This is a genomic window from Tuberibacillus sp. Marseille-P3662, assembly GCF_900178005.1.
In the GTDB taxonomy this organism is placed as follows: Bacteria; Bacillota; Bacilli; order Bacillales; family Sporolactobacillaceae; genus Marseille-P3662.
Map to the genome: position 1 here is coordinate 124,212 of NZ_FXBS01000005.1, position 23,888 is coordinate 148,099.

Annotated in this window: 23 protein-coding genes and 1 pseudogene; 21 read left to right on the forward strand and 3 right to left on the reverse strand. The window is 40.1% G+C overall.

What is annotated here, in order from left to right:
- Nucleotides 1-13 precede the first annotated feature (13 nt).
- The 5 genes from hxlA (at nucleotide 14) to B9Y89_RS06740 (ending at nucleotide 4,143) form a co-directional block, all read left to right on the forward strand.
- Nucleotides 14-652 carry a 3-hexulose-6-phosphate synthase gene (hxlA, locus tag B9Y89_RS06720; protein WP_085522469.1) on the forward strand — a complete coding sequence of 213 codons (639 nt, stop codon included), beginning with the start codon at nucleotides 14-16 and terminating at the stop codon, nucleotides 650-652.
- Complete coding sequence (gene hxlB / locus B9Y89_RS06725) at nucleotides 636-1,196, forward strand: 6-phospho-3-hexuloisomerase (RefSeq protein WP_085522470.1); 561 nt, start codon at nucleotides 636-638, stop codon at nucleotides 1,194-1,196. Before hxlA ends, hxlB begins: the two co-directional genes overlap by 17 nt.
- A 62-nt stretch (nucleotides 1,197-1,258) precedes the next feature.
- Nucleotides 1,259-2,290 (forward strand): TRAP transporter substrate-binding protein, encoded by a 1,032-nt coding sequence (locus B9Y89_RS06730; protein ID WP_085522471.1) that lies wholly within the window; start codon nucleotides 1,259-1,261, stop codon nucleotides 2,288-2,290.
- An 87-nt stretch (nucleotides 2,291-2,377) separates the two neighbouring features.
- Nucleotides 2,378-2,857, forward strand: a complete 480-nt coding sequence (locus tag B9Y89_RS06735) for a TRAP transporter small permease (protein ID WP_085522472.1) — start codon at nucleotides 2,378-2,380, stop codon at nucleotides 2,855-2,857.
- Nucleotides 2,854-4,143 carry a TRAP transporter large permease gene (locus B9Y89_RS06740; protein ID WP_085522473.1) on the forward strand — a complete coding sequence of 430 codons (1,290 nt, stop codon included), beginning with the start codon at nucleotides 2,854-2,856 and terminating at the stop codon, nucleotides 4,141-4,143. The genes B9Y89_RS06735 and B9Y89_RS06740 overlap by 4 nt, the downstream gene beginning before the upstream one ends.
- Before the next feature lie 74 nt (nucleotides 4,144-4,217).
- Here the strand turns inward: B9Y89_RS06740 and B9Y89_RS06745 are convergent, their stop codons facing one another.
- Nucleotides 4,218-5,357 (reverse strand): 5-methyltetrahydropteroyltriglutamate--homocysteine S-methyltransferase, encoded by a 1,140-nt coding sequence (locus B9Y89_RS06745; RefSeq protein ID WP_085522474.1) that lies wholly within the window; start codon nucleotides 5,355-5,357, stop codon nucleotides 4,218-4,220.
- A gap of 222 nt (nucleotides 5,358-5,579) precedes the next feature.
- Between B9Y89_RS06745 and B9Y89_RS18750 the strand changes: the two genes are divergently transcribed.
- Nucleotides 5,580-5,777, forward strand: coding sequence for a hypothetical protein (locus B9Y89_RS18750; protein WP_139822743.1), 198 nt, complete (start codon nucleotides 5,580-5,582; stop codon nucleotides 5,775-5,777).
- A gap of 182 nt (nucleotides 5,778-5,959) precedes the next feature.
- Here B9Y89_RS18750 and B9Y89_RS06750 read toward each other — a convergent pair whose 3' ends face one another.
- Nucleotides 5,960-6,190, reverse strand: coding sequence for a hypothetical protein (locus B9Y89_RS06750; protein ID WP_085522475.1), 231 nt, complete (start codon nucleotides 6,188-6,190; stop codon nucleotides 5,960-5,962).
- A gap of 1,779 nt (nucleotides 6,191-7,969) precedes the next feature.
- Between B9Y89_RS06750 and B9Y89_RS18995 the strand changes: the two genes are divergently transcribed.
- The 6 genes from B9Y89_RS18995 to B9Y89_RS06775 all read left to right on the forward strand — a co-directional run bounded on the left by B9Y89_RS18995 (nucleotide 7,970) and on the right by B9Y89_RS06775 (nucleotide 13,235).
- Nucleotides 7,970-8,122, forward strand: a complete 153-nt coding sequence (locus B9Y89_RS18995; RefSeq protein ID WP_176222134.1) for a hypothetical protein — start codon at nucleotides 7,970-7,972, stop codon at nucleotides 8,120-8,122.
- A gap of 309 nt (nucleotides 8,123-8,431) precedes the next feature.
- Nucleotides 8,432-9,622: a ParM/StbA family protein gene (locus B9Y89_RS06755; protein WP_085522476.1), complete on the forward strand. Its 1,191-nt coding sequence runs from the start codon at nucleotides 8,432-8,434 to the stop codon at nucleotides 9,620-9,622.
- Nucleotides 9,623-9,633: 11 nt separating this feature from the next.
- Entirely contained in the window at nucleotides 9,634-10,239 is a 606-nt protein-coding gene (locus tag B9Y89_RS06760; RefSeq protein ID WP_085522477.1) for a hypothetical protein, read from the forward strand.
- A gap of 159 nt (nucleotides 10,240-10,398) precedes the next feature.
- Nucleotides 10,399-11,376 (forward strand): ATP-binding cassette domain-containing protein, encoded by a 978-nt coding sequence (locus B9Y89_RS06765; RefSeq protein WP_085522478.1) that lies wholly within the window; start codon nucleotides 10,399-10,401, stop codon nucleotides 11,374-11,376.
- Nucleotide 11,377: 1 nt separating this feature from the next.
- Nucleotides 11,378-12,208: an ABC transporter permease gene (locus tag B9Y89_RS06770; RefSeq protein ID WP_085522479.1), complete on the forward strand. Its 831-nt coding sequence runs from the start codon at nucleotides 11,378-11,380 to the stop codon at nucleotides 12,206-12,208.
- A 43-nt stretch (nucleotides 12,209-12,251) separates the two neighbouring features.
- Nucleotides 12,252-13,235: an aldo/keto reductase gene (locus B9Y89_RS06775; RefSeq protein ID WP_085522480.1), complete on the forward strand. Its 984-nt coding sequence runs from the start codon at nucleotides 12,252-12,254 to the stop codon at nucleotides 13,233-13,235.
- Nucleotides 13,236-13,328: 93 nt separating this feature from the next.
- On the opposite strand, the pseudogene B9Y89_RS06780 reads toward B9Y89_RS06775, so the two are convergent.
- Nucleotides 13,329-13,445 (reverse strand): annotated as a pseudogene (locus B9Y89_RS06780) (transporter substrate-binding domain-containing protein); the annotation flags it as partial.
- A 372-nt stretch (nucleotides 13,446-13,817) separates the two neighbouring features.
- On the opposite strand from B9Y89_RS06780, the gene B9Y89_RS06785 reads away from it, so the two are divergent.
- From B9Y89_RS06785 to B9Y89_RS06825, 9 genes are all read left to right on the forward strand, one after another.
- Complete coding sequence (locus B9Y89_RS06785) at nucleotides 13,818-15,284, forward strand: MDR family MFS transporter (RefSeq protein WP_085522481.1); 1,467 nt, start codon at nucleotides 13,818-13,820, stop codon at nucleotides 15,282-15,284.
- Nucleotides 15,285-15,579: 295 nt separating this feature from the next.
- On the forward strand, nucleotides 15,580-16,236 hold the full coding sequence (locus tag B9Y89_RS06790) for an ABC transporter permease (RefSeq protein ID WP_085522482.1): 657 nt from the start codon (nucleotides 15,580-15,582) through the stop codon (nucleotides 16,234-16,236).
- A gap of 32 nt (nucleotides 16,237-16,268) precedes the next feature.
- On the forward strand, nucleotides 16,269-17,264 hold the full coding sequence (locus B9Y89_RS06795) for an ABC transporter ATP-binding protein (protein ID WP_085522483.1): 996 nt from the start codon (nucleotides 16,269-16,271) through the stop codon (nucleotides 17,262-17,264).
- A complete protein-coding gene (locus B9Y89_RS06800) occupies nucleotides 17,261-18,004 on the forward strand; it encodes an ABC transporter permease (RefSeq protein ID WP_085522484.1) in 744 nt (247 codons plus the stop codon). The genes B9Y89_RS06795 and B9Y89_RS06800 overlap by 4 nt, the downstream gene beginning before the upstream one ends.
- Before the next feature lie 15 nt (nucleotides 18,005-18,019).
- On the forward strand, nucleotides 18,020-18,940 hold the full coding sequence (locus B9Y89_RS06805; protein WP_085522485.1) for an ABC transporter substrate-binding protein: 921 nt from the start codon (nucleotides 18,020-18,022) through the stop codon (nucleotides 18,938-18,940).
- A 348-nt stretch (nucleotides 18,941-19,288) separates the two neighbouring features.
- On the forward strand, nucleotides 19,289-20,278 hold the full coding sequence (locus B9Y89_RS06810) for a LacI family DNA-binding transcriptional regulator (protein ID WP_085522486.1): 990 nt from the start codon (nucleotides 19,289-19,291) through the stop codon (nucleotides 20,276-20,278).
- A gap of 62 nt (nucleotides 20,279-20,340) precedes the next feature.
- Nucleotides 20,341-21,648, forward strand: a complete 1,308-nt coding sequence (locus B9Y89_RS06815; RefSeq protein ID WP_085522785.1) for an ABC transporter substrate-binding protein — start codon at nucleotides 20,341-20,343, stop codon at nucleotides 21,646-21,648.
- Between the two features lie 66 nt (nucleotides 21,649-21,714).
- Nucleotides 21,715-23,037 carry a carbohydrate ABC transporter permease gene (locus B9Y89_RS06820; protein WP_085522487.1) on the forward strand — a complete coding sequence of 441 codons (1,323 nt, stop codon included), beginning with the start codon at nucleotides 21,715-21,717 and terminating at the stop codon, nucleotides 23,035-23,037.
- 13 nt (nucleotides 23,038-23,050) lie between these two features.
- Nucleotides 23,051-23,878: a carbohydrate ABC transporter permease gene (locus tag B9Y89_RS06825; protein ID WP_085522488.1), complete on the forward strand. Its 828-nt coding sequence runs from the start codon at nucleotides 23,051-23,053 to the stop codon at nucleotides 23,876-23,878.
- Nucleotides 23,879-23,888: the final 10 nt, after the last annotated feature.

Genomic DNA, 23,888 nt, shown 5'->3' on the forward strand with positions numbered 1-23,888 from the left:
TGGAGGTGGCATAATGACTCTACAGTTGGCCCTTGATCGATTAACGAGGGAGCAATGCTTTCAAGTTTTGACTGAAACAGCATCGAATGTGGACTGGATTGAGGCCGGCACGGGTGTTATTAAAGCGTACGGAATGGAAATTGTTAGGGAACTCAGACAAGCTTATCCTAATAAAACAATCGTTGCTGACATGAAAACATGCGATGCAGGAAAGCATGAAGCCGTCCAGGCATTTGAAGCGGGAGCGGATGTGACCACGGTTATGGCCTTTTCCGCAGATCAAACCATTAAGGATACGGTGACGGTTGCCCGCCAATATGAGAAGCGAGTCATGATTGACTTGCTGGGTGTGACTGATCGAACGAGATTATTTGAATTAAAAGATATGGGCGTCAATCTCGTTAGTTTACATTTTGGAAAAGATATGCAAACAACAGGGGCGTTTCAGGCGGATTTGTTCTCACTCATTCAAGATATTTCTGATGTTGAAGTCGCGGTTGCAGGAGGCATTGATTTGCAAACGCTGCCAGATATCATTAAACAGCGACCAGAAATTGTTATAGCAGGAAGTGCGATTACGAAGCAAGACAATCGCAGTGAAGTCGCTCGACAAATGAAAGAGGTGATATGTGACTATGAAAAACATGATTAACACAGTTGCTCAAGAGATCACTCACGTACTATCCAGTGTGGATGAGACGCAGGCTTTATTATTATCTAAAAAAATGAATAAGAGCAAACGCATTTTTGTGTCAGGTGAAGGCCGCTCTGGACTTATGGGTAAAGCCCTCGCTATGCGGCTAATGCATGGAGGATTTGAAGTCTATGTAGTGGGAGAGACGATCACACCGAATATTGAAAACAATGATTTGTTGATTGCCATTTCAGGATCCGGATCAACGGCCTCTCTTTTACAGTTTGCAACGCAAGCAAAAGAGGTTGGCGCTGATGTTTTTCTTGTTACAACAAACTCTGATTCGAAAATTGCTGCAATCAGTGATGGGATTCTCGTTGTTCCAGCAGCGACCAAAAAGCGTCGGCCGGAAGAGCCGAAAACCATTCAACCGCTTGGTAATCAATTTGATCAATCCGTTCATTTGCTGCTTGACGCCATTCTTATATATACCATTCAAAAAGGGGCGGATACGGGATCTAAATATGAAGAGATGACCCAGCGTCATTCTAACTTGGAATAATTAATGAAGACTTTTATATATAGGCAGGTCCAGGATTTCAATAATAGGAAGGATGAATGATCATGAAAAAAATCGTATCTGTATTGTTAGTTATGGTTATGACTTCGGTCTTCGCCTTGACAGGGTGTGGGAATGGTAAGGAAGCTGGCTCTAAATCTGGGGACGGCGGTAAGATTAAAATTGTTGCGGCTCATAACCAGACTTCACCGAAAAACCCGTATCAAAAAGGCATGTTAAAGTTTAAAGATGTCGCTGAGAAACAATCGAATGGCAATATTGAAGTGGAGGTTCATGCTGGGACACTTGGTACAAGTGAATCAGAACTGGTACAGAAACTGAAGCTGGGTTCTGCTGATGTCGTCCTTGTTTCACCAGGTTTTATGGCGAAAACAGGTATTGATGAAATACAAATGTTTGCACTTCCTTATATGTTCGACAGCTATGATCATTGGGAAAAAGTTGTTGATGGGGAAGTTGGAGACCGCATGGCGGATATCATTAATAAAAAGTCCAATAATACCTTTAAATTGCTAGGTTATTGGTCAGCAGGTGTTCGTCACTATTATGGTAAGAAACCGTTACATTCGATTGATGATATTAAAGGTATGAAATTTAGAACGCAAACGTCGGGTCCGGTATCCGAATATTGGAAGAAAACGGGTGCTGTCCCAACGTCCGTAGCATGGGGTGAACTCTATCAAGGACTTCAACAAGGTGTCGTTGATGCCGCTGAGAATTCCTATCCGTACTTTGTACAACAAAACCATCACAAAACAGAAAATGGTCAATATATTACAGAAACGGCCCATGATTATACGACGCGTTTCTTGTTAATCAACGGCAAGAAATTTGATTCTTATACCGACAAACAGAAAAAGACGATCATGGAGGCGGCTGAAGCTTCTGTTAAAGCAGAAAGAAAAGCGCTTCATAATCAAGAAGAAAAGTATAAGAAGAAGGCAATTGAGGATGGCGCCGAAGTCAATCAAATTAACCGCCAGCCATTCATCGATGTAGCAAAACCGATTCAAGATAAAATCGCCAAGAAGGTTGGCTTGGAAGATGTGCTTAAAAAAATTAGAGACATGAAATAACATCATTTGGAGCTAAGATAATGTTGAGGATGGGTACTTTAGCGTATCCTTCCCTATTATCTTCTTCAAAGGGAGTGAGTGAGAGACATGTTTATCAAACTTCTTGAGAGAATTCAAATAACGGTTGGAACCTTATTTTTATCGATTTTTTTCATTGATATTGTTATTCAGGTCATGACGAGGTTATTAGGCATCTCTGCCGTTTGGACCACTGAAGTGGCCAAATACTCTTTTATATGGTCAGTATTTATGGGAGCGGCAGTCATGCTTAATAGGAGAGAACACTTCAAGTTCGATATGTTGTTAAATAAGTTAAAAGGTAAGGCAAGAAATGTTTTATATATGATTAATGATCTTATTCTTTTACTATTTAGTTTCGCAATTTTCTATTATGGTATTGATGCGGTTCAAAGTTTCTGGAATTATAATTGGGTATCCTTGCCACAAATGAAGATGGGTTATGTGTGGATTTCCGTACCGATTATGGGAGGAACGATGGTTATTTACACGATTGCCCATTTAATAAGAACCATCAAACATTTTAATAGAGAGGAGTCCGTCCAATGATTGGGACTATACTTGTTGGTTTATTTGTCTTGCTGATGCTTATCGGGATCCCGATTGCTTTTGTTATTGGCATTGTTGCTTTTCTCGGAATCATGAATGTTGAGTATATCCCTCAAGTGACGGTTCCGGTTAAAATGTTCAACGGTCTCGATTCCTTTGTTCTGTTGGCCGTGCCGTTATTTATTCTGGCGGCGAATCTCATGAACAGCGGCCAGATTTCGCAAAAATTGATCGACTTTGCACTCTCTGTAGTCGGACATATCCGCGGGGGACTGGCTCATGCTAACATCCTTGTATCCATGCTTTTTGCCGGCGTATCGGGTGCGGCTCAAGCTGATACGGCGGGTGTCGGGAAAATCTTGATTCCGAACATGAAAAAACAAGGGTATGATACAAAGAATGCCGTTGGAATCACGGCTGCTTCATCCACGATTGGCGTCATTATTCCACCGAGTATTCCGATGATTATCTATGCCGGGCTGACGAATGTTTCTGTGGGGGCTCTATTTTTAGTTGGAATCATTCCCGGGATTGTAATAGGTTTGGGCATGATGGCCGTTGTCTATACGTTTGCTATGAAGAGAGGCTATCCGACATATCAGCGCGCATCGTTGAAGAAATTCTTGAAGCATTTTGTTCAGACGATTCCGGCATTAATGACTCCTGTTATTCTGATTGGTGGTATTGTTACAGGAATCTTCACGGCAACTGAGGCCGCAGCATTTGCTTCTTTATATACTGTATTTGTGGGCATGTTCTTCTACAAGACACTGAAGTTGAAAGATATTCCGGGGATTTTACGGGATACATTGACTTTAAGTTCACTATCTCTGTTCGCTTTAGCGGCTGCTAGTGCCCTCGGGGAACTGATGAGTTATTATCAACTTTCTGATTGGGTACAGCAATTCTTTACGAATAACATTGATAGTAAATGGGTGTTCTTACTCATTATTATTGCTTTCTTCTTGTTCATTGGAACATTTATGGATGCGATTCCAGCCATGATTTTGTTCATTCCAATTATTTTGCCCGTCGCTTTAGCGTTTGACATCAGTCCAGTCATTCTTGGAATTGTCACGGTTATGACGCTGGCGGTTGGTTTAGTGACCCCACCTTATGGGTTGTGTCTACTACTGGCCGCTAAAATTGGTAACCTAACGATTGAGCGATCGTTTGGTGCTGTGATTCCGTATATTTCAATTATTGTGGTTGTACTACTTGCAGTCGCCTTTATCCCGGGTATTGTTATGTACCTACCTGAAAAGATCAATCCGGGGTTGTTTTGACCATGGACCACTCATTTTAGTTATATAAAAAACAGGTGAAACCGTCAGCGGTTTCACCTGTTTTTTTGCAGGAATTACTTCCAAACATCTTGAGCGATATCAATGCCGTGTCGCAATTTTGCCCATTGTTGGTCTTCTGTGAGCAAATTACCTTCTTCTGTTGATGCAAATCCACATTGTGGACTGAGGCATAATTGGTTCACATCGACAAAACGCGATGCCTCATCAATGCGACGCTTGATATCTTCGGGATTTTCCAATTCACCAAATTTGGATGTAATTAAGCCAAGGACAACCTGCAGATCGGGTCGTTGCACAAAACGAAGAGGCTCAAATCCACCTGCCCGATCGCTATCATATTCTAGGAAAAATCCATCGATATTAAGGCCGGCAAAGAGTGTTTCTGCCACGGGTTCATAACCGCCAGATGCAATCCATGTTGAGCGGAAATTACCCCGGCATATGTGCATGGTAATCGTGAGATCATTAGGACGATCCGCGATGGCTTCATTAATCATTTTTGCATACAAAGTGGTTAGTTCATTAGGATCTAATCCCCGGGCGCGCATTTGCTCTTTTTGTTCTTCTGAGCAAAAATAAGCCCACGATGTGTCATCAAGCTGAAGATAGCGACAGCCCGCATCATAAAAAGCTTGAATTGCTTTTTTATACGTAAGGGCTAAATCATGAAAAAACGCTTCTTGATCACGGTAAGCATGTTCGTCAATTTCCCCGCGAAAATGAAGCATACTCGGGCTCGGAATCGTCATTTTGGCGGTATGATCGCCAGCGATGCTATGCAGAAACTTGTAATCTTCCAGCATTGGGTGATCCGTGAAGTCCAGTTTGCCGGTCACTTTAATCGCCCGGGCCTTAGTTTGTTGTTGTTGAAATTGGATGCCTGTATCGGCTTCATAACTCTCAACGCCATCGAGACCTTCAAGAAAATCAAAATGCCACCAGCTTCGGCGGAATTCTCCGTCTGTGACCGCCTGTAATCCAATTTCTTTTTGTTTCTCGACGATGCGGGTAATCTCTTCATTTTCAATCAGCCGTAATTGTTCAGCAGAGATGTCACCGGCAGTCTTCTGCGAACGCGCTGTTTTAATGCGTTCTGATCTTAACAAACTACCGACCTGATCCGCTCGATAGGGTGGCTTTTGCCGATGAAGTAATGATTGTTGCTGGATGACTTGATTAGCCTGTTGAGTCATACGAACTCCCCCTTTTGCCTACTAAATAATTAAAATGTTAACAAATTTTCTGATAGATGTAAACTTATCATGAGTTAAATAAAAAGGGTCTGGAACAAAAGTATATTCGTCACATATGAAAATAGCTATTCCTGTCATTGCTTCGCCAAAATCCTTCGCTTGCCGCGGGCACGGCCTCAGCTAACTTGGTAAAAAAACCTTTACCAAGTGGATCTTCGGCTCGTGCTCCTGCATCTTCAAGTCTATTCAGAGAAGCAATATGCTTCGTCGCAGTCCAAAGAAGGATATTCTAAGGCGTTCGTGCTCCTGCATCTTCAAGCCTATTCAGAGAAGCAATATGCTTCGTCGCAGTCCAAAGAGGCATATTCTAAGGCGTTCGTGCTGTTCCCGCAGGCGTCTACGTATTTTGACGACGCTTAGAACTTGTTATTGCCGTATTTTTATATTTAATTGACCACAAATAACAAGGACGGATAATAGTGGATAAGTGTAGAACCTGCTTTTATCTTCCAGAGGATAACATCACTTTGATTGATGTCGGTAGGAAAATCGGCATTTATAGTAAAGGCCGCCCCTTTAATTAAAGGGTCATTGTTTTAGGTTTATATAAATTCTATAATTGTTCCTAAAAGAATAACAAAAGCAACAAATAACCAAAGCCCTCCTAGAAACTTTTCATTATTTTTAAGTTTTTCTGTACCAAACGATAAGCCCAAAAGGAACATAATAGTATCAAATACTTTATCATTCATTTCAAAATTTTGACTGATTAAATCATAAGTAACCATGATAAGTATGATTATCGCAATACCGATATTAATTTTCCTTAACAAATTGGTATCCCCCTTAGCTTTAATAATCCTCAAATATTTGTATTCTAACATGTAATCTAAAAATTTCGTTTCCGTTGAGCGAAAATAAATAAGTTGTCTCTTTAACTAACTGACACGGTAATTATTCTCCTTCCATAGTTTAGCAGGTGATTTAACAGGGGTTTTAAATGATGAAAAGGGTATGCACATTACCTATACCCCTGCCTGGTCGTTAATATAATAATACTGTAACCAAATGATTAAATGATTGTTTAGTGATTATTAATAGGGGTGAAAATCTGACTTACACATTACGTAATTCAGATCACAAATAGCAAGTCTAATCGTGTGGAATCAGTTGGTGAGTGATGAGCCATTCCGTCCAGACGGGTAAAGCCAAACAGTAATGGATGTAGGGTAGGGGAGCAACGTCCGTCATTGTCAGGGTGTTGCTTTTTCTAGTTTTTGTTATATTTGAATATATGCAGAGGGTTAGATGCTTTGTATACAATTTCGAGTACATGAATACGTTGTGTATTCTTTATGTACTCATTTTTGTGTACAAGATTACAAATACGTACGCATATTGATTCAATAGTATGTATACATTTTAGTTGCGTTGTATACTAATATGCATGCATGTTTTCTATTTTGTAAACAAAGACATATTAAGGAATAAAGGAAATGAATATATGGAAAGAATCCCTCATTTATAGAAGGACAAATGGTGATAACAATGATTAAGACTGAAATCAGCGAGTGAAAAGGTGTCAAAAGGTTATAACCTGTTAAACAGACAAAGATGGTATATAGATAGAGGCGAAAAATGATTGTATTATGAATGTGGCCTTTGACTATTTAAAAGTAGTGAGAAACGCAACGCAAGATGATAAGGTAGAGGTTCTTGTATGTTGGAACTATAGGATGATTTGGGCTTGTGCCATGACAGATAAAGGTGGTGATGGCCATTGGGTTTCATTAGGTCCATTCCGAACTTTTTCATTGTTGTAAATCCTACCTCCGTGTCCAACTCGCACTAATGTACTTTTAAAATGAGCTAAATTCCTTTATAAATCTAGGTCACACATGGAAATGCCATATGGAGGCTATTCCAAATGAAGCAAAAGTAAAATAACTCTATCTTTGATTCTGATTGGTTTTTTAGTGGTGGGGGGGGTATTGGATCAAAATGTAAAAAAGTAAATGTGAGTTGACAAAGGAAGTTGTTGAACGACCCACCGCTTACGAAAAAAACACTTATGTTGAAGAGGGGGATTCCTACAAGGATTAGAGCAATCGCTTATAGTCTTAGTAGGCCGGTAGTCCCTATGGTGACTGTGAATGACTTTTTACGTTGGGCTCCATCAATCTAGGGTACTGCTTGGTTTTCGCCTTTCGTCTAAATGGGACGATTGAACAATGAAAATTTCTCGTTGCAGATGGCATTCCTGCAATAACCTTATATCTTCAGCTTTCGATGATCAAATATTTTACTGTTGAATCTGATGATCTAAATGATTGACGATGATGAAATCCATGCTTATTTAGAGTGTTTTTTCTTGCCAATTCGTTAGTCCTTTCATTGCGGAGGATAAGGATTGATGAAGAAAATCCATTACTGTAAATCAAAATAGGTGTGAGCCCTTTGCTGAAATTGTTTGTACGTTTACTGAAACGTGTTTAGTCGTTGATAACCTTTCCATTCCTTTAATTCCTTAGTCTGTATAAAGTTTGTTTCTGAATCAGATAATATTCTTGATCATGTTTGATTTTATAAATAAACAGGAGGGGACTATCTGTATGGTCAATAAGGAAAAAGAATGGAATAATCAGTTTAAAAAGAACAAGAACAGCGGTGAGCATAAGAATGGCCGTCTGAGTCAATTTAAAAACAATGCTGCCGATGGCGAAGAAACACCAAATGAATACGTTAGTAAAAAAGACGAGGAATAGGAAGATGAAGAGGAAACGTTTAGGCAACGTTCATATCTCAATGAACGTTGCTTTTACTTATTAAGTATTTTATGTATATAAATAGTCTATAAAAAGATAGGTATACAATAGTGAATACATGAAAACATTATGTATTCTTTGTGTTTTCGTTTCCGTTTACAAGAATACAATGACGTATGCATTTTGTTTATTAGCGATGTATACATAATTGTTTATGTTGTATACAAACTAGCGTACAAGTTTGCGTTTTTGCTTACGAAGTTGTATAAATAAACTATAACTCTATTAAGTGAGAAAGGATTGGTAAATGTGAGTCAATCGAGAGTAGCGGCCATTGATGTCGGAAACGATTCGGTGAAAGCTTTATTCGGAAAGTTAGATTCAGAATTATACATACCAAATGTCACAGCCATCGATACAGAGGATCGTCCCGTCATTGGCATTGAAGACTTGGACAAGAAGGACCCATTAGATGGTATCCATATTAGGGTTCACTCCCCTGCCCTACAAGAAAATAACACCATTTATCGGGTTGGTAATCTAGCAACTAAGGCAGACAACGCTACTGAGTTAGATCCTGGTAGCAGTAAATCAGAAGAAGATCAGACTTTAGTGATGTTGCTAGCTTCTATGGCTTTAGATGCCGTCAAACCGGAAAATAAACAAGTCTTTAATCGGTCTAATCAAGTTGTTGAAGCTAATTACACATTGGGTACTGGGTTGCCGCTTCGTGAAGTGAAAGAAGGCAAGGATGTCGGCTATCGCTCGCAATTGCTTGGTTCCGTTCACCAAGTGGAGTTTTTGGTCACGCCAAAATATCAAGGTCTTAAAGTTAATATCAAACTGGATGAAGTTAAAATTTACCCTGAAGGCTTTGCTGCTTTTATTAATCTTGTGATGGATAACAACTTGAATATTATTAATAAAGATTTAATTGATAAGCAAATCTTGATTCAGGATATCGGTGGTTTATCCACGGATATTGCTGTGATTCGGAATCGCAATGTCGATGATGACAAGGCGCAAGGGTATAACTTAGGTGTATCTGAAGCCTTGGAAACGATTAGAGATGAAATTAATAAGAAGCATGGGGTTGAATTGGACAGCCGACGTGATGTGGTTGATATCATTACGAAGAAAAATGACCGTAACCACATTATGGTCAAAGGTAGCCGGACCAGCGTTCACGACATTACGGATCGGGTGCTTCTTGAATTAGCGAAGAAACAATATCGTCATTTGCGCAATACGTGGCAAAGAAACTCGCAAACGGAAATCTGTTATTTTGTCGGCGGCGGATCTAGTGTATTAAAAGATTATATTAAGACCTTAAATAATAGTTTAGATGGATTTAATATCGATTTCTTTGAAGATGAGAAAGAGAGCATTTGGATGATGGCTAATGCTTACTACAAGTTGATTAGTGAATTCATCCAACAACAGAGCAAAGATAAACAAGAAAAACCAGCCGAGAAACAAAAAGCAGCATCCAATAAATAAGGTGATGTTTTATGGCGAATACCGAGATTAAAAGGGGCCAGGCCATTACGTTCCGCATTCCTTCAGATACCCCTGACCATCTATTGAAGCAGTTGCAACGTCTAAAAGAGACGGAGCGACGTAACTTTTCTAGTAAAATGGCGGAGTACGTGTTAGAAGGGGTTAATCAGTCGTTGACAAAAGACAAGGAAGCATTGACGATACCGCTTCCGAAAATGTTAAGTCAATCTCAGCGTAATTGGGTCAAGCATGAACATTCTGAAGCGCTTCTAGGAACGATCATGTATCAGTTAATTGCTGATCCTGTGCGCTCGGCATCATTGTTGGCATCGTTAAACAGTGATGCCCTAGACATAGACGAAGCATTGTATCTTCAGGAGCAGCCAGAGTCAGCGCCATTAGAACAGCAGGTAAAACATCAAGATGAAAAGGTAGAAATAGAGTCTGAGGAACCTCAGGTTGATCAACCTTTAGGTGATATCGAAGACGATTTAGCAAATTTTGATTGGAATGAGGCTCAAAAGCAAGTCGCATCTTCGGAAGAGGAAACAGAAGAAAAGGAAGAAGAAAGTACAGAAGATCTCCTTGGAGGTTTTCTATCTCGGATGAATCAATAATTTTTAAGGCCCAAGCGAACCTATAGGATCGCTTGGGCCTTAATTTGTAAAAAAGGATTATCTTTAAATATCTCGAAATAGTATCATTAAAAGGGTCTTATTCAAATTATGAAAGCACTTAGTCCGCTGGGTCGGTGAAATGATGGGGAGGCGTCATCAATGACTAATATCATCGAAGTTGAGGATTTAAAGAAACGGTATAAAGACGTCGAGGCGGTTAAGGGCGTTGATTTGCAAGTTAAAACGGGCGAGATTTTTGGATTTCTAGGTCCAAATGGAGCTGGTAAGAGTACAACGATTAATATGCTATCGACGATTATCAGACCATCGGAAGGAATCGCTCGTGTCAACGGGTACGATAATGTGAAGCAGAAGAATGATGTCCGTGCCAGCATTGGGTTGATATTTCAGGAGTCAACGCTTGATGAGAAGTTAACAGCTAACGAAAATTTGAAGCTTCATTGCAAGTTCTATGGTGTTGAAAAAGATAAGCGGGAGGCGCGTATTCAGGAAGTGTTGGAAATCGTGGATTTAACAGATAAACGGTCAAACATCGTACAGACGTTTTCCGGAGGTATGAAGCGGCGGCTTGAAATTGCTAGAGGGTTGCTTCACTATCCCAGAGTACTCTTTTTAGATGAACCGACAGTTGGACTGGATCCACAGACGCGTAACCATATTTGGGAATATATTTTAAAATTAAAGGAAAAAGCCGGGATTACGATATTCCTAACGACACACTACATGGATGAAGCGGAAATTTGCGATCGTGTGGCTGTCATGGATCATGGGGAATTAATTGCGCTTGATACACCAGAGCAGTTGAAAACCAATGTTGGTGGCGATATTTTGGAGATTTCAACTGAAGATAATTCAGCCGCGAAAAAGATGATTGAAGACACTTATCAGGCGGAAGTAACTGAGTCAAGTGAAGACACGTTAACCTTTAATGTGAATAAAGGCAATGAGTTTTTGGTTAATTTTGTTAAAAAGTTCGAAATACCCATAACAAGTGTAAATTTACGGCGTCCCACTTTAAACGATGTTTTTTTGCATCTGACAGGCCGGGAAATTAGAGAAGAGACCCTGTCGCAGCGTGATATAGCCAAACAAAACATGCGAAGGGGGCGCGGATAGTATGGAAGGTATGCTAGCGATTTGGCAACGTGATGTCATTAAATTTTTTAGGGATCGTGCCCGGTTGATTGGCTCCTTTGCCATGCCCTTCATGTTTCTCATTTTGTTTGGAAGTGGTATGAGTGGTGCGATGGCATCGATGCTAGGCGGTGGAATGTCATCCGGACCGCTAAGTGATTTTGACTTTGTGGAGTTCATGTTTCCTGGCATTATCGGAATGACGGTTTTTAATACAGCGATTTTTTCAGCTTTATCAGTTGTTCAAGACAAGGAATTTGGCTATATGCGCGAGATTCTGGTATCGCCTATGTCCCGGGTAGCGATAGCGATTGGTAAAATTCTTGGCGGTAGTACGGTTGCGGTGTTTCAAGGTTTGCTTATGCTCATTTTTGTTCCCTTTATCGGTGTGTCGATTTCGGTTCTTATGGTATTGAAATTGATTCCGGTCATGTTCTTAGTTGCGTTTGCGTTATCCTCTATTGGATTGCTCATAGCAAGTGCTCTCAAGACATCGCAGGGGTTTCAGATGGTGATTCAAGTGTTAGTCTTCCCGATGCTGTTCCTATCTGGTGCGCTGTTTCCACTTAACGGAATGCCTATTTGGATGAACATCTTAGTTAAAATCAATCCGCTTACTTACGCTGTGGATATGTTCAAAAAGATTATTTTACAACCTGACCAAATGACTGCGGCCTTAAGAGAAGCCATGGGCCTCAATTTATCGCTCTTTGACCATATTATGACCTTACCACAAGAAATTCTTGGTGTCGCATTACTTAGCGTTGTTTTTGTCATTCTTGCAACAATGCGGTTTTCGCGTACGGAGACCTAAAGCATTGAATTAAAAATAAGTTATATGAAAGGTGGAAAAAATGATGCACTATCGTCAATTAGGGAATACCGGTTTAGAAGTTAGTGAAGTCAGCTTTGGGACTTGGGCCATTGGTGGAGCTTGGGGGAAAACCAATGATGAAGAGGCACTGAAGGGCCTACAGCGGGCTATTGATGCCGGCGTGAATTTTTTTGATACAGCTGATGTTTATGGTGATGGGCATAGTGAAGCATTGTTGGCCAAAGCCACTCAAGGTCAAGAAGACAAAATACATATTGGAACTAAATTTTGTCGTGCTGGGGATATTCATGACCCAGCGAACTATTCCTATGAGGCTGTTAAAACTTACTGTGAAAACAGCTTGAAACGGTTGAATCGTGAACGCATTGATCTTTATCAAATTCACTGTCCTTCTTTTGATATTTTAAAGGACGGGCAAGTGTTTACGGTTCTTGATCAGCTAAAGCAGGAAGGCAAAATTCGCCACTATGGTGTCAGTGTCGAAACGGTGGAAGAAGGCCAGTTTTGCCTTGAAAATCCGAATGTCAGCACATTACAGGTTATATTTAACATTTTTCGCCAGAAACCACTGGAACAATTGTTGCCAAAAGCCAAAGAACAAGGCGTTGGTATTTTGGCCCGTGTACCACTTGCGAGCGGGTTATTAACAGGCAAGTTTAAAAAACAAACCGCCTTTGAAGCGGATGATCATCGACATTTTAATCGCGAGGGTGAGGCTTTCAATGTCGGCGAAACATTTGCAGGACTTGAATTTAATAAGGGTGTTGAGTTAAGTGAACAACTTAATTGGATAACTGAAAATAGAGGGAATATGACAAGAGCTGCTTTGCGCTGGATTCTTGATCAGCAAGGAATATCGTGTGTAATCCCTGGGTTTAGAAATGTTAAGCAAGTTGAAGATAGTTTGCAGGCAGCGGATGTACCGTCCTTTAGTCAGGATGAACTCAAGCAATTAAGGGCATTTTATGATCAAGAGGTTCATGAGAACATCCGGGGTGTTTATTAAAATATGTCAACTGCGACCCATAGGATTTTTTATCCTATGGGTCGCAGTCATTAACTAACAACGGGTAAGTTCTGTGAATATGGTTTCTCAGTGTGTTTCTTTAAAAACAGGTTTAACTCCGAGACGCTTCGCTATTTCCCGGGCAATTTCGACATCAAATCATGTCGATTTTTCCGCTTTTTCATTGTGGAAAGCAAATGGCGGATAGGTTCTTCTCCAATCATGAGTTTGCCATCCCCTTTAGTTTGCTTTATCTCCATTCCCTGTATCTTTATTTTGATTACTTTCAGTTATCTCTTTAAGTCTTTTCATGGTGAGACATCCAATTGAAGTCGGGTGCAATTAAAAATTTGATTGGCATAGTGAATAACATATGGCTGTCATTCAACTGAAATTTAGTTTGTGTATATAAAGGAAGGCCCACTTTAAAAAACTTTTTTCTTGTTAGCATTTCAATGGTTGTGGTATGATATCTTATTGTACATGAAATTATCCCACTTCAACATTTAACGTCTTCATAAAAAAAGGTCGTAAGTGTTATTAATAAAATATCTATACTAATGAAAGAAAGAAGGGCACGATATGGCTAATAGTCACAATCAAGAAACCACCGGGCCGACTTTTAATAAAATACCGCTCATGCTTGTACTTATTTCAGGGGCTTTTGCCGCAATTTTGAATCAGACACTATTAGCGACAGCGCTGCCCCATATTATGAAGGATCTACACCTTGAAGCGAGTACCGCTCAGTGGTTAACCTCTATATTTATGCTTGTTAATGGCATTATGATTCCGATTACGGCCTTCTTAATTGGACGTTTTACAACTCGAACGTTGTTTTTGTCAGCTATGGGTTTATTTGCTTTAGGGACTTTAATTTGTGCGATTGCCCCTAATTTTGGAATATTAATGGTTGGAAGAATCATCCAAGCTTCGGGTGCTGGAATTATCATGCCATTGATGCAAACGATCCTTATGCTTATCTTTCCTGTTGAGAAACGCGGAACAGCCATGGGGATGTTTGGGTTAGTCATTGCATTTGCACCTGCTATTGGTCCGACTCTATCGGGGTGGCTCGTGGAACAGTTTCCATGGAGAAGTTTGTTCTATGTTATCTTCCCAATCGTTGTTATTGATTTTATTGTTGCTTATTTCGTTCTTATTAACGTAACGAAACGGACGTTTCCGAAAGTTGATATCTTATCCATTATCCTATCATCATTAGGATTTGGCGGTTTGTTATATGGATTTAGTACAGCAGGAAATAGCGGCTGGGGAGATGAACAGGTTATCATTTCACTAGCAATTGGTGTGATAGCACTTATCTGGTTTATATTTAGACAGCTGAAATTGCAAGAGCCCATCCTTGAATTTAGGGTATTTCGATATGCTATGTTCACGTTAACCACGGCTGTTGGTATGATTGTGTTTATGTCCATGATTGGCAGTCAAACGGTTCTACCGCTTTTTATGCAGAATATGTTGCAGTACTCAGCATTGGACTCGGGGCTCATGTTATTACCAGGTGCTGTCGTCATGGGGATTATGAACCCAATTACGGGCCGGCTATTTGATAAATTCGGGGCCAAATGGCTTGCCGTTTTTGGTTTAATTGTGGTAACCGTTACGACGTTTATGTTTACTGACTTGACGGCACAGACGTCATTCACTTATTTGGCCGCAGTCAATTCCGTTAGGATGTTGGGTGTTGCGATGGTTATGATGCCGGTGACAACGGCTGGATTGAACCAGTTGCCGCAGCATCTAATTCCACATGGTACAGCAATGAATAATACCATGCGCCAAGTATCGGGCGCGGTTGGAACGGCGTTGCTTGTTACTGTTATGGTAAACAACGTCTTACACAAGTCAACGCCTCAAGACCCTAGCGGAGCGATTCATGGCGTTAACGTATCATTCTACGTTGCTGCAGGTGTTGCGGTTGTAGGCCTTGTTTTAGCCTTCTTTATTAAACGTAGTCAGCCTGAGAAAGACGATCATGAGGGAAGCGAACAGCAAAATAGTAACCAAACAGCAACTGAAAGCTAATGACTGCAAAACGACCACATCCATGTGGTCGTTTTTTTGCCTCTGGAAACCTCTCAGCCCCCCCTTTTTTATTACCGATAATATAAAACAGGGATTGTTATTTCGAGCAATTGTAAGTAATATCGACATTTGCAACAAAATTTGTTTAATGATAACAATATATCAAACCAATTTAAAAAATATTAAACTTTACGGTTTGTTTAATTAATATTAAAATAAATGACGTTGTGCATGTTATCAGACATATGGATCGTACCAATTGCTGTCACGCAAGTAACAGGAGGTGAGTGACAGATTGGATCAAAGTTTATGGGAATTCTTTGTTAGCTACCAAGAAAAGCTCATCACATTAACAGGAGAGCACATTCAGTTAGTGGGATTAGCTATTATCATCGCGATTATTATAGGAGTTCCAACAGGAATTTATCTAACCGTTAATGAAAAGCTAGCTGAAACGGTTCTGCAAATTGCTTCGATCATGATGACGATTCCTAGCCTTGCTTTATTTGGGATTATGATGCCTCTTTTATCTATAATCAATAAAGGCATTGGATTTGTACCCGGTGTCATTGCCTTAATTCTTTACTCACAACTCCCCATTATTAGAAACACTTATGTTGCAATTAAAAACGTCGATCCACAGATCCGTGATTCCGCAAACGGCATTGGAATGACGGCTTGGCAACGGCTTATCAAAATTGAAATTCCTAATGCGATGCCGTTAATTATGGGTGGTATTCGAACCGCAGTTGTTTTGTGTATTGGCATCGGTGCGATTGCATCTTTTATTGGAGCAGGGGGACTTGGGGTTATCATTAACCAAGGTATTGCCCGGACCAATGAAACGATGGTTATAGCCGGCTCGATTGCTGTCTCAATTCTAGCGATTATTGCGGATGTACTTCTTGCCCTATTGCAGAGATGGCTGACACCGAAAGGCCTACAATCGTAGAAGGAAGGGATGATTGCAGAGGTGAATGATAAATGATTGAATTCAAGAATGTCACTAAAATTTATGAAGAAAATCAGAAGGCGGTAGATGATGTTTCATTGACGGTTCCAGATGGTGAAACCGTTGTTCTTCTTGGGCCTTCTGGATGTGGGAAAACGACGTTACTTCGTATGGTTAATCGTCTGAATTCCATTACGGATGGGATTATTTCCATAAATGGTTCAGATATTCATTCAATGGATAAAATTGAGTTGCGTCGAACGATCGGCTATGTCATTCAAAGTAACGGTCTGTTTCCGAACTTAACCATTGAAGACAATGTTGTTGTTGTACCTGATCTCTTAGGCTGGGGTAAACGTGATAAGCGAAAGCGCTACAACGAATTAATGGATTTAATGGGACTTGATCCAGACCAATTCCGAAAACGCTATCCCCATGAATTGTCGGGTGGACAACAACAGCGGATTGGTGTGGCACGTGCCCTTGCTGCAGACCCGCCCGTTATGTTGATGGATGAGCCATTCGCCGCGCTTGATCCCATCATTCGTACGCATATACAAGATGAATTTTTACAGATCAAAAAAGAAGTGAATAAAACGATTGTTTTCGTCAGTCATGATATTGATGAGGCGATTAAAATGGGTGATAAGATTGCCATTTTGAAGGAAGGCAAGCTTATGCAGTATGACACACCAGCAGAATTATTGGCTCATCCCAACAGTGACTTTATTGCTAAATTTGTCGGAGAAGATCGGGCTTTGAAGAGCCTAAGCCTATTCAAAATATGGGATTTAATGGATCGACAGCAGCTGCGCCCGATTGATGCAAAAAGGCACAAAGGAGAACAAATTGTGGCCGACAGCGATTTGAAGGAGGCATTGTCTGTCCTTCTTAATAATGATACAGGTGCTTTGGCTGTGATTGATCAAAAAGGAAAACCTTTAGGTTCAATAACAATGAATCATATTGAGACCTTCCTGCATCAAACCATAGATGGAAAGAGTCTTCAACAAGGAGTGGAAAAATGAAGCCGAACAATCTTGTGGCTCAGATCGTTAGATGGATCTTTGTGCTCCTTGTCGTTGCCTTTTTTTTCTGGGCAATACAAAAAGGGTATTTCTCAAAAATTGTTAATGAACCAGATAGGTTTTTGGTTTTGCTAGGTCAACATTTAGGCATTGTTGGTTTGTCGTCACTTTCGGCGATTATTGTGGCTATTCCACTGGGCATTTTGATCACACGATCAAGCTTTCGTAAGCTAGAGTGGTTGATCATTAATATAGCTAATTTGGGCCAAACCATTCCAAGTCTGGCGGTGTTGGCTTTATCGATGGGGTTCTTAGGCTTGGGCTTTAAGCCTGCAGTATTCGCCTTATTTATCTATTCCATCCTGCCCATTCTTCGTAATACAGTAGCGGGGATTGATTCTATTGATGATAATGTGATTGATTCCGCTAAGGGTATGGGTTTTAAACCCTATCAAATCCTATTTCGTATCGAATTACCAAATGCTTCGTATTCCATCATCGCTGGCATACGGACGTCAATTGTCATTAATGTCGGAACCGCAGCGCTTGCATTTTTAATTGGTGGTGGCGGTTTAGGAAGCTGGATTATCACAGGTATTAACTTGTTTGATAACTCTTATTTACTATCGGGTGCCGTTCCAGTCACCTTGTTGGCGATTGCTGTTGACTATCTATTACGTTTTGTTGAATATATGATAGTTCCGAAGTCATTACGTCAATCATTAGCAGAAGCAAGCTAACCAAGGGGGATAAGCATGAAAAAATATGTTTCGTTAGTCATGGTTGCAATACTTTCTATAGCTTTACTTGCTGCTTGCGGCAGCGATAAAACATCAGGCAGTGGTGATAAGCATGTCACCATTGGTGCGAAAAATTATACTGAGCAATATTTGCTCTCCAAAATAACAGGTCTCTATTTGGAGGATAACGGGTTCACTGTTGATGAAAAGAGTGATCTGGGAAGTACAGCTCTGCGGAAAGCTTTATTAAATGAACAAGTTGATTTTACGTGGGAATACACGGGGACCGCCCTGGTGACTTATTTAAAACAAGATCCCATCGCCGATGCCCAAGAGTCCTTTGATGCTGTTAAGAAAATGGACAAGGAAAAAAATGATTTGGGTTGGATAAACTTGACCGATGTCAACAATACGTATGGTCTTATAATGACAGAAAAAGACGCTAAGGCATTAGGGATTAAGAGCATTAGTGATTTAGCGGCTTATATTAACGATCATCCTGGCGAATTAACAATGGGTACGGATGCGGAATTCGCCAATCGTTCTGATGGCCTTAAGGGTGTTGAGAAAACCTATGGCTTTTCTTTTGGCCAAGACAATATCAAACAAATGAAAGCGGGTATTCAATATAAAGCATTAAAACAAGGTGAGATTGATGTGGCCATGTCATTTTCGACGGATTCAAGAATTGACGCTTTTAACTTAAGATTGTTAGAAGATGATAAGCAATTCTTCCCAGGTTATTATGCGGCTGTATCGATCAGACAACCGGTTCTTGATAAATATCCTAAATTAAAGGATTTAACCGCTGATATTGCTGAGAAATTAGATTCTAAGACGATGAGAGAATTGAATTACAAAGTTGATATTGATGGGAAACAAGTTAAAGAAGTTGCAAAACAATGGCTTCTAGACAATGGCTTGTTAAGCAACTAAATGTTGTATGACAAAGGCCGCTCCAGAATGGGGCGGCTTTTTGAATGCTTTTCTTTATTCAAACCCCATACTATTTTATTGTTTTCAAAATAACACTTAAATCCCACCATAAATAAAATTGAAAATATAACATAAGTTAGGATATCTGAGTTATTGATATTTCTTAATTTCAGGTTTGTTTTTAAAATTTAGAAAATAATGTTGCAACGGAGAATTGATTGTTGTATATTGATTGTGGAAACGATTTCACATTAATCACAACTATAAGATGAACTAATCGCAATCCAAACGACCCAATATCATTCTATCCCATTATGAGTCGGGAGGTGTTCGCGGAAGGAGATTAAATTGGCTACAATCGGTGATGTTGCAAAGTTAGCGGGTCTTTCTCGGACGACGGTTTCCAGAGTGATAAATCATCATCCTTATGTATCAGAAGAAAAAAAGGCGTTGGTCCGTCAAGCGATGAATGAGCTAAGTTATGTCCCGAATTCCATTGCTCAAAATTTGCGCAAACAGGTAACAAAAACGATCGCTGTACTGATCCCAAGAATATCCAATCCCTTTTTTAGTGTGATGGTGGAAGTTATGGAAAATGCTGCGGCGGAAAACGGTTATCAACTGGTCGTTTGTCAAACGATGTATAGTAAAGAGAGGGAACTTGTCTATCTTAATCTATTTAAAACAAAACAGTTTGATGGTGTCATTCTTGCTTCCATTGAAAATGATTGGAACGATATTCAGGATTATACTCAGTATGGTCCTATTGTGATGTGCAATGAATATGATGATCGAGCTGAGGTGCCAATGATTCGTCTGAATCAATTTGAAGGCGGTTATATTGGGGCGAAACATCTCCTTGAAAGAGGTCATAATAAGATCGCCCATTCAAGAGGAAATCATCTGACAAACCTTACTCAGGACCGGAAAGACGGGTTTTTATATGCATTAGAGGAATCAGGTCTTTCGAGTCATGATGACTGGATGTTTACAGGTGTTTCAAAAATTGAAGATGGCAGACAGTTGATGCGCAAAATTGTCCAAATGAATCATTCACCAACGGCTATTTTTACCGGCAGTGATGAGGTTGCGGCAGGTATTATAAGAGAAGCCAAAGTTCTCAATGTTAAAATTCCAAATGACTTTGCTGTCGTGGGTTTTGATGACCAACCATTAGCGAGATTAATGGAGCCTACATTAACAACCATTTATCAACCTATTAAAACGATTAGTTATCAGACGATGGCAGCGATGTTCGATATGCTTAAAAATCCAGGAAAACTAGAACGGCAAACAATTGATCTGTCATTGCATCTCATTGTCAGGGAGTCAACCTAATGGTGACGATCAAAGCAAATTTTTTAAAAATGTGGAATCGATTTCATAAAGGAGGCATAACGATGGTTAAAAAAGTAAAATTCCTTTCAATTATTTTGGCAGTCGTATTAGCCCTTTCCGCTTGTAGCTCAAGCAATTCATCTGGGAGTGAAGGCAACGGGGAAGGCGCATCAACGGAAAACTCAGGTGATCAGAAAAAGGTCAAGATTGTTTATGCAGGTGGTAAAGATGTCACTTCAGCTACTGCCAAAACCATCAAGGCATTTGAAGAGTCTCACCCAAATATTACAGTAGAATTTCGGGAAATGCCTAGTGACAGCGGCAAACAGCATGATGCCTACGTCACGCAATTAAATGCCAAATCATCAAAGATTGATGTCTTTGAGATGGATGTTGTTTGGCCAGCTGAATTTGCACAGGCGGGTTATACGCTTCCACTCGATCGTTTTATTAAGCAAGATAATATCAATTTAGATCGATATAACCAAGGAGCATTATCCGCAGCTAAATTTAATGGGAAAATATGGGCGCTACCGAAATTTATCGATGCAGGGATGATGTTTTATCGCACAGACTTCGTAAAAGAAGTACCTCAGACGTGGGATCAACTCATCGCTAAGGCGAAAAAATTACAAGGTAAAAAGGGCATGGATTACGGCTATGTTATGCAAGCGAAGCAATATGAAGGGCTTGTAACTAATGCAGTGGAATTTATTGCAGCTTACGGCGGACAAATCATTGACGAAAACGGTAATGTCGTTGTTAACAGTCCGGATACGATACAAGGATTAAAGAAAATGGTTCAGGTCGCAACTTCCGATTTTGTACCTGGAAATGTAACGACCTTTACAGAGATTGAATCGAACATCGCGTTTATCGAAGGTGAATCACCATTTGTTCGTAACTGGCCATATCAATGGTCCACAGCTAATAATAAAGAGAAGTCAGAGATAGCCGGCAATGTCGGTGTTGCACCACTTCCTGCTGGAGACGCAGGTCATGCAGCAGCATTAGGTGGCTGGATGGCAGGCATCAACAAGTATTCTGAGCATAAGAAAGCTGCATGGGAGTTTTTGAAATTCATGACTGGGCCAAAAGGGCAGAAAATTGATGCCATTTACGGTGGTCATGCACCAACTATTCTGTCTTTATATGAGGATGAAGAGGTCATTAAGGCTAATCCATATTTCAAAAAGGGAGGATTTCAAAAGGCTTTAGAAAGTGCAGTATCACGTCCTGTTGTGCCAAATTATCAAGAGGTATCCCAAATTATCCAAACCAATGTTTCCGAAGCCATCTCTGGTGCAGCAACAGTCAAAGAGGCGGCCAAAAACATGGAAAAGGAACTCAAAGCAGCAGTAGGTAAATAATAGGCCGTACATTAGCCTTCTATTAGGTAGGAGGCTAATGTCCTTTTTGAAAAGGAGGTACCAAAGATGAGGAATGACAATAAACCACCGAAAAAACGTAAGATAGGAGGATCTGACAGGAACGCGGCTTGGTTGCTGATTGCACCATCTCTGATCCTTATCCTTGCGATATCCATATATCCTGTCCTTCAATCGTTTTATTTTAGTTTGTTTGATTTGCAACTGAATACGCCCACAAAGTCATCAACACATTTAAAATACAATATTCAACTGGATCAGTACTTAAAATATTATCCCTTTTTAGAAGATGAACTCACAAATGAAATAAGTGAAGTAGATGAACCGTTGAAAGGCAAACTCACTGATATTAAAAAAGACTTAACGGCACTTAATAAACAAATTCGCGATGACTCAGAAGGTGCCTATGAAAAAGTTAATCAAACCCTAAATAATTACGAAACCCCATCTCAAGAATTGGCAACGGTTGAAATAAGTAATGAAATGGCCAACCAATTTACCCAAAGAATTGCCAGTATTAATAAAAGATTAACAGGCATTGAAAATAGAGAGGCCCTTTCAAATGCCAAGGAACTAATTGGTCTTGCTGATGGTCTACGTGGTGCAGTGATTGAACCCAACTTTATCGGTTTTGAACATTACGCTAATCAATTAACGAACCCAAGGATGTGGTCGTCATTATGGAATACAGTTGTATTTACCGTCCTTTCAGTTTTCTTTGAATTTGTGCTTGGTTTCGCAATAGCCCTTTTAATTAATAAAGTGTTCATTGGTAGGGGAATGGTTCGGGCAACTGTGCTTATTCCATGGGCGATTCCCACAGCTGTATCGGCGATGATGTGGAAATTTCTTTATGATGGTCAGAATGGTATCATCGCGAAGTTTTTTACGGAAATTGGGTTGATCGATAGCATGGGTTCCCTACTCACGACCGATGCGGGAGCCATGTTTGCTGTTGTTTTAGCAGACGTGTGGAAAACAACGCCTTATATAGCTTTGCTATTATTGGCCGGTTTGCAGGTGATCCCGAGATCGCTTTATGAGGCATCAGCTATTGATGGTGCAGGTAAGTGGAAGCAATTTATTAGCGTCACCTTACCGCTGATGAAGTCAAGTATTCTAGTTGCTCTGTTGTTCCGTACATTAGATGCCTTTCGCGTGTTTGACTTGGTTTATATTCTTACTGGAGGTGGACCTGCGAACGCGACTGAAACTATTTCAGGTTATGCCTATGAAATTATGTTTTCCCAAACAAACTTTGGAGCAGGATCTGCTATATCCGTTATAGTGTTTATTTGTGTTGCGATCATATCAATTATATATGTCAAACTGCTTGGTTCCGACCTGTTACCGGAAGGCTCGAAAAAATAAGGAGGGGATGAACATGGAAAGGAAAGCTGGCCCATTTTTCTATATATTTCTTGTTACTTTTATTTTTGTTGTAATGTTTCCATTTATTTGGGTGTTTCTAAGTTCAATTAAACCTCCTTCAGAACTGTTCGGGGCAGAGGCTTTTAATTGGTTTACAGATCACCCATCTTTAAAAAATTACGCTTCAGTTTTTTTTGATCACCCGTTTTTAACGTATTTGAAAAATAGTTTCATCGTTTCATCGGTGACCACCATTTATACTGTTTTTATTGCCTCGTTTGCGGCTTATGCCATTGCACGTCTAGAATTTCGCGGAAAAGCTGTGATTTTGGGTCTTGTCTTATCAGTTTCAATGTTTCCACAAATCGCAACGTTGTCACCGATTTATATTATTTTGAAAAACTTAGGGCTAACGAATAGTTATCTTGGTTTGATTATTCCTTATACGACGATTACGCTTCCTTTATCGATCTGGATTTTAGTGACCTTTTTTAAAAAAATACCGCATGATCTTGAGGAAGCAGCGAAAATTGATGGTGCTTCTCTTATGCAGACGTACTGGCGAATTATTTTTCCATTGGCTGTTCCGGGTATTTTTACAACCGCCATTCTTGCCTTTATCGCCGCATGGAATGAATTCCTATATGCATTAACAATCAATACCGTCCAGGAGTATAAAACCGTGCCGGTTGGCATCGCCATGTTTCAGGGGCAGTACACGATTCCATGGGGTGAAATTAGTGCGGCTACAGTGATCGTTACGATACCACTTGTCATTATGGTGTTAATCTTCCAGAAACGCATTGTTTCAGGTTTGACATCCGGTTCGGTCAAAGAATAAATAGAAGAGG